This is a genomic window from Streptomyces aurantiacus (genome assembly GCF_001418335.1).
Lineage (GTDB): Bacteria > Actinomycetota > Actinomycetes > Streptomycetales > Streptomycetaceae > Streptomyces > Streptomyces aurantiacus.
In genome coordinates, this window is the sequence record NZ_LIPP01000439.1 from 1 (window position 1) to 4,799 (window position 4,799).

At 71.6% G+C, this 4,799-nt stretch carries 3 protein-coding genes; 2 read left to right on the forward strand and 1 reads right to left on the reverse strand.

Translation table 11 applies throughout. From position 1 onward, the window contains the following. Nucleotides 1-207 precede the first annotated feature (207 nt). A complete protein-coding gene (locus AOK01_RS38110) occupies nucleotides 208-1,344 on the forward strand; it encodes an LLM class flavin-dependent oxidoreductase (RefSeq protein ID WP_055519925.1) in 1,137 nt (378 codons plus the stop codon). On the opposite strand, the gene AOK01_RS38115 is transcribed toward AOK01_RS38110, so the two are convergent. Further along, nucleotides 1,335-3,080 (reverse strand): putative bifunctional diguanylate cyclase/phosphodiesterase, encoded by a 1,746-nt coding sequence (locus AOK01_RS38115; RefSeq protein WP_063792935.1) that lies wholly within the window; start codon nucleotides 3,078-3,080, stop codon nucleotides 1,335-1,337. The two genes, AOK01_RS38110 and AOK01_RS38115, sit on opposite strands and share 10 nt — an antisense overlap. A gap of 972 nt (nucleotides 3,081-4,052) precedes the next feature. On the opposite strand from AOK01_RS38115, the gene AOK01_RS38120 reads away from it, so the two are divergent. Then, the coding region (locus AOK01_RS38120; RefSeq protein WP_245702590.1) for a M6 family metalloprotease domain-containing protein at nucleotides 4,053-4,799 on the forward strand (747 nt) is incomplete at its 3' end.

A 4,799-nucleotide genomic window follows, 5' to 3' on the forward strand; every position in this document is an offset into this window, starting at 1 on the left:
AACGCCGGACGGGCTGAAGATGGTAGCTCGGCCGCGAAGTCTTCAGCCTCTCCGGCGTTTGAGGAGCGGGGGTTCGGGGGCGGAGCCCCCGAGTACGTGACGGGAATGGGTAGGGGCGGCGGGGGCGAGGAAACAGCGGGGGGAATAACCGGAGCCAACCTCCCGTTAGGGATCCGCGGACAACGCGAGCACTAACAGGAGGCCCCCGTGGCGGTACCGGACCACACGCCCAGCGAGACCAGCCAAGCCGACGGCATCCGAGGCGAGGCACAGGGCACCGCCCCGGTGCCCCTGTCCGTCCTGGACCTGGTCACCGTCGGCGCGGGCCACACCGCGACCGAGGCCCTCCGGACCAGCGTCGAGCTGTCCCGCCTCGCGGAAGCCCGCGGATTCCACCGCTACTGGGTGGCCGAACACCACTCCATGCCGGGCGTGGCCTCCTCCTCACCGGCCGTGATCCTCGCCCACCTGGCCGCCCACACGACCCGTATCCGGCTGGGCTCCGGCGGCGTCATGCTGCCGAACCACGCCCCGCTGGTCATCGCGGAGCAGTTCGGCACACTCGAAGCGATGGCCCCGGGCCGCGTCGACCTCGGCCTCGGCCGGGCCCCGGGCACCGACGGCGCCACGGCCGCGGCCCTGCGCCGCACGGAACGGTTGAACGAGGGCGCCGACGATTTCCCCCAGCAGCTCGCGGAACTGATCCGCTTCCTGGACGACGACTTCCCGGACGGCCACCCGTACGCCCGTATCCACGCGGTCCCAGGCCCCATCCAGGCGACCTCCCCCGGCGGCGTCCAGTCCCCGAACCGCCCTCCCGTGTGGCTGCTCGGCTCCTCCGGCTTCAGTGCCCGCCTCGCCGGCACCCTCGGCCTGCCCTTCGCCTTCGCGCACCACTTCTCGGCCCAGAACACGGTCCCGGCGCTCGACCTCTACCGGGAGTCCTTCCGGCCGTCGGCGGTCCTCGACGCGCCGTACGCCCTCATCGGCGTCTCCACCCTCGCGACGGACGACGAGAAGGAGGCCCGCCGCCAGATCATGGCCGCCGCGCTGAACATGGTCCGCCTGCGCACCGGCCGCCCCGGCCTGGTCCCCACCCCGGAGGAGGCGGAGGCGTACGAGTTCAGCCCGATGGAGCGGGAGTTCATCGACTCCTGGAACGCGAACGTCATCCACGGCACCGCCGACGAGGTCCGCTCCGGCCTCGACGACCTCCGCAAGCGCACCGGCGCCGACGAGCTGATGCTCACGGCCATGGCCCACAGCGGTCCGGTACGCCTGCGCTCGTACGAACTGGTCGCGGACGCCTACGGACTGCCCGCGGCGCCGGCGCCTCAGGTCTGAGGGCAGGCCGCCGCAGTCAGCAGCGCGGAGATACGATCCGGCGCCACCGGCCGGGAGTACAGCCACCCCTGGCCGGTGTCACAGCCGATGCGCCGCAGCCTGGTCGCCTGGCCCGCCGTCTCCACGCACTCGGCGGTGACCGTCAGACCGAGCCGGTGCGCGAGCTGGATCATCGCCTCGACGACGACCTCGTCGGCCGGGTTGGGCGGCGCGGCCGAGCCGTCGCCGCCCTCGTACTGGAAGCCGCGTACGAACGACCCGTCGAGCTTCAGCACCGAGACCGGCAGCCGGCTCAGGTAGGCGAGGTTCGAGTAGCCCGTGCCGAAGTCGTCGATGGCGATGCCCACGCCCATGTCGCTGAGCGCCTGGAGGGCCTGGAGCGGCCGGCCCGCCGAGCCCATCACCGCGGACTCGGTGAGCTCCAGCTGGAGCAGGTGCGGGGCGAGCCCGGTCTCCGCGAGGATCGCCGCCACGTCGGAGACCAGGTCGGAGTCCCAGACCTGGCGCACCGCCACGTTCACACTGACGAAGATCGGCTCCGCGTCCGGATGCTCCAGCTGCCACCGGCGCGCCTGCCGGCAGGCGGTGGCCAGCACCCAGCGGCCCAGCTGCACGATCGAACCGTCCTCCTCGGCAAGTCCGATGAACCGATTCGGCGTCAGTGTGCCGAACTGAGGATGATTCCATCGCACCAGCGCCTCGACGCCACGCACCCCGCCGTCCTCCATGCCCACCAGCGGCTGGTACTCCAGGGCGAACTCCCCGCGCTCGACGGCGGGCCGCAGGGTGGAGGAGAGCGCCTGGCGGGTCATGCGGTGGGCGTTGCGCTCCGGGTCGAAGAGCGTCCAGCGGGACTTGCCGTCGGCCTTCGCCCAGTACAGCGTCGTGTCGGCGGCCTGCATCAGCCCGGTCGCGGTGGTGCCGGCCGCGTGCCGTTCGACGACACCGATCGACGCCGAGACCGAGAGCCGCTGCCCGGAGAGGTCGAAGGGCACCTGCAGCGACTTCAGTACGGAGTCGGCCAGGTCCGCGAGCTGCTCCGTACCCGTCGAGTCCTCGACCAGCAGCGCGAACTCGTCGCCGCCCAGCCGGGCGACCAGCGGGGTGGCGGTCCGCGCGTACCCGGCCTCGTTCGCGCAGCGGGTCAGCCGCTCGGCGACGGCCGCGAGCAGCCGGTCGCCGACGCGGTGGCCGAGCGTGTCGTTGACCGCCTTGAATCCGTCGAGGTCCAGATAGCACAGGCCGACCCGGCCGGTGCCCGACTCCTCGTACGCCTCCGCCTCCAGGGCCGCCGCGAGCCGCTCGAAGAACAGGGTGCGGTTGGGCAGCCGGGTCACCGGGTCGTGCATCTGCAGGTGCCGCAGACGGGCCTGGAGCTCCCGGCGGGCGCTGATGTCGGAGACCGAGATCAGCACGGCCTGCTCCTCCTCGGGCAGCGGACTGACCGTCACCTGCGCCCAGAGCGAGTGGCCGTCGGGATGTTTGAGACGTCGGGTGCAGCGCAGCCTGGCCTGCCGGCCGCGCAGCACCTCGCGGTACGCGTGCCAGGTGCGGGCGTCCGAGGCGAGGTCCACCAGGTCGGCGGCGATCCGGCCGGTCAGGCCGTGCCCGTCCGCGCCCGTGCCGAGCAGCGCGGCCAGGGCGTCGTTGGCCGTGACGACCCGGCCCTCGCGGTCCACGACGGCCATGGCGAGGGGGGCCGCGGCGAAGGTGGCTCGAAAAGTACGGGCGCCGATGTTTGTTTCGGCGTTTGATGCAGCGTTCGTCTCGGCTTCGGTGCCGCCTTCCGGGTGCGGCGGGGGGCCGGCCGGGCCGGCGGCCGAGAGTTTCGCGGGAAGTCCGGTGGCCAGACCGACCGGGAACTCGGCCGAGAGGCCTGCCGGAAGCCCGGCCGAAAGGGCGGCCGGGGTGTCGCTCAAGCGTTCCCCCAGAGGATCCCCCCGAGGATCCAATGGACCCAGAGGATGGAGGGGATCGAGAGGATCTTTCAGGGGGCCCGCCGGAGGGCCTGTCAAGGGGCCGGCCAGAGGACCTGACAGAGGACCTGACAGGGGGCCTGTCAGGGGGTCTGCCAGGGGCTCGACCCGTCGGGCCCGTTCCACATGAGAAGGGGTCCCGGCGCGAGGAGAGGTCGGAGAATGACTCTCTGTGACGGCCGACCGAACGAGGTCTGCCGTGGGCGCCGGCCCATCGGACGTTCCGCTCACCGTTCGCTCCCGCTGTGCACTCGTTCGTCGTACAGGGTCTAGTGGGGGGTCGGCCGGTGGTGGACGGCCGCTCTAGCCGTGTCCGCGCAGGAAAGTGTGCCGATCATAGAGGCTGGCCGTGAGGCCTTCCAGCTACTGTCCAGTGTCCCGGAAGGGCACCCCTTTCTGACAGATCGTTTCTGCCCGCACCTGGACAGGTTCCTTCACCGGCCGATCACTTGTGACGTTCCGTGAGTGCTCGGGGTGTCGGTGTGTCCGGGCGCCCCCCAAGTGCTCCCTCGTCTTCTCGGTCGGGTGTCGGTCTCCTCACTCCATTGGATCAGATAAACAGGGCGTAAATGATCAAACCGGCACAGGCTGGGTGCGGTATCCCGAATTCCGCATCCGGAGGTCGACGTGCCGCGTCCGCTGCATGGGCAGAGGTGGCCCGGGTCGAGGTGGCAGGGGCAGAGGTGGCTCGGGCATACGCGGCTCGGGCGGAGGTGGCGTGGGCCCGCGGCCGTGTTCACCTCCATGGCGGCGCTCGCCGCCACCTCCCTGGCGAGCCCTCCGGTCGCCGTACCGCTCTCGGTGCCGTGCACGCTCAAGCGGACCGAGGCCCACCACTCCGAGGGCCTGGACAGCTGGAACGCCGCCTATCCGCGGCCCGTCCGCCGCCTGAACGCGGTCATGGTCTTCCTCTCCTTCCCGGACGCCGAGCCGCTGACCGGGCCCGCGGAGCTGACGGCCGACCACTTCCCGGCCACCAGCCGCTTCTTCGAACGGGCGTCGTACGGGAAGTTCCGGCTGCGCCCGCACCCGCTCCGTGAGTGGATCCGGATGCCGCGGGCCTCGACCGCGTACGCCATACGGCGTGACTGGAACACGGCGGCGCGCACCGCGTATCTGCGGGACGCCCTCGCGGCGGCGGACCGCCGGGTCGACTTCTCCCGCTACGACGTCGTCTACTTCGTCGCCGATCCCGACGCTCCCGGCGTCGACTCGGACGCCACGAAGGTGGTCAACCTGGAGGTGCCGCTGCGGGCGGACGGGAAGGACATCCGCAGGGTCGTCACGGTGTTCGAGAAGCACCCGCCCGACCGGCTGGTCCTCGCCCACGAGACCGGCCACGTCTTCGATCTGCCCGACCTCTACCACCGGCCCGCCGACGGCAAGGGCGACTGGGACACGTACGTCGGCGACTGGGATCTCATGGGCAGCCAGTTCGGGCTCGCCCCCGACCTCTTCGGCTGGCACAAGTGGAAGCTC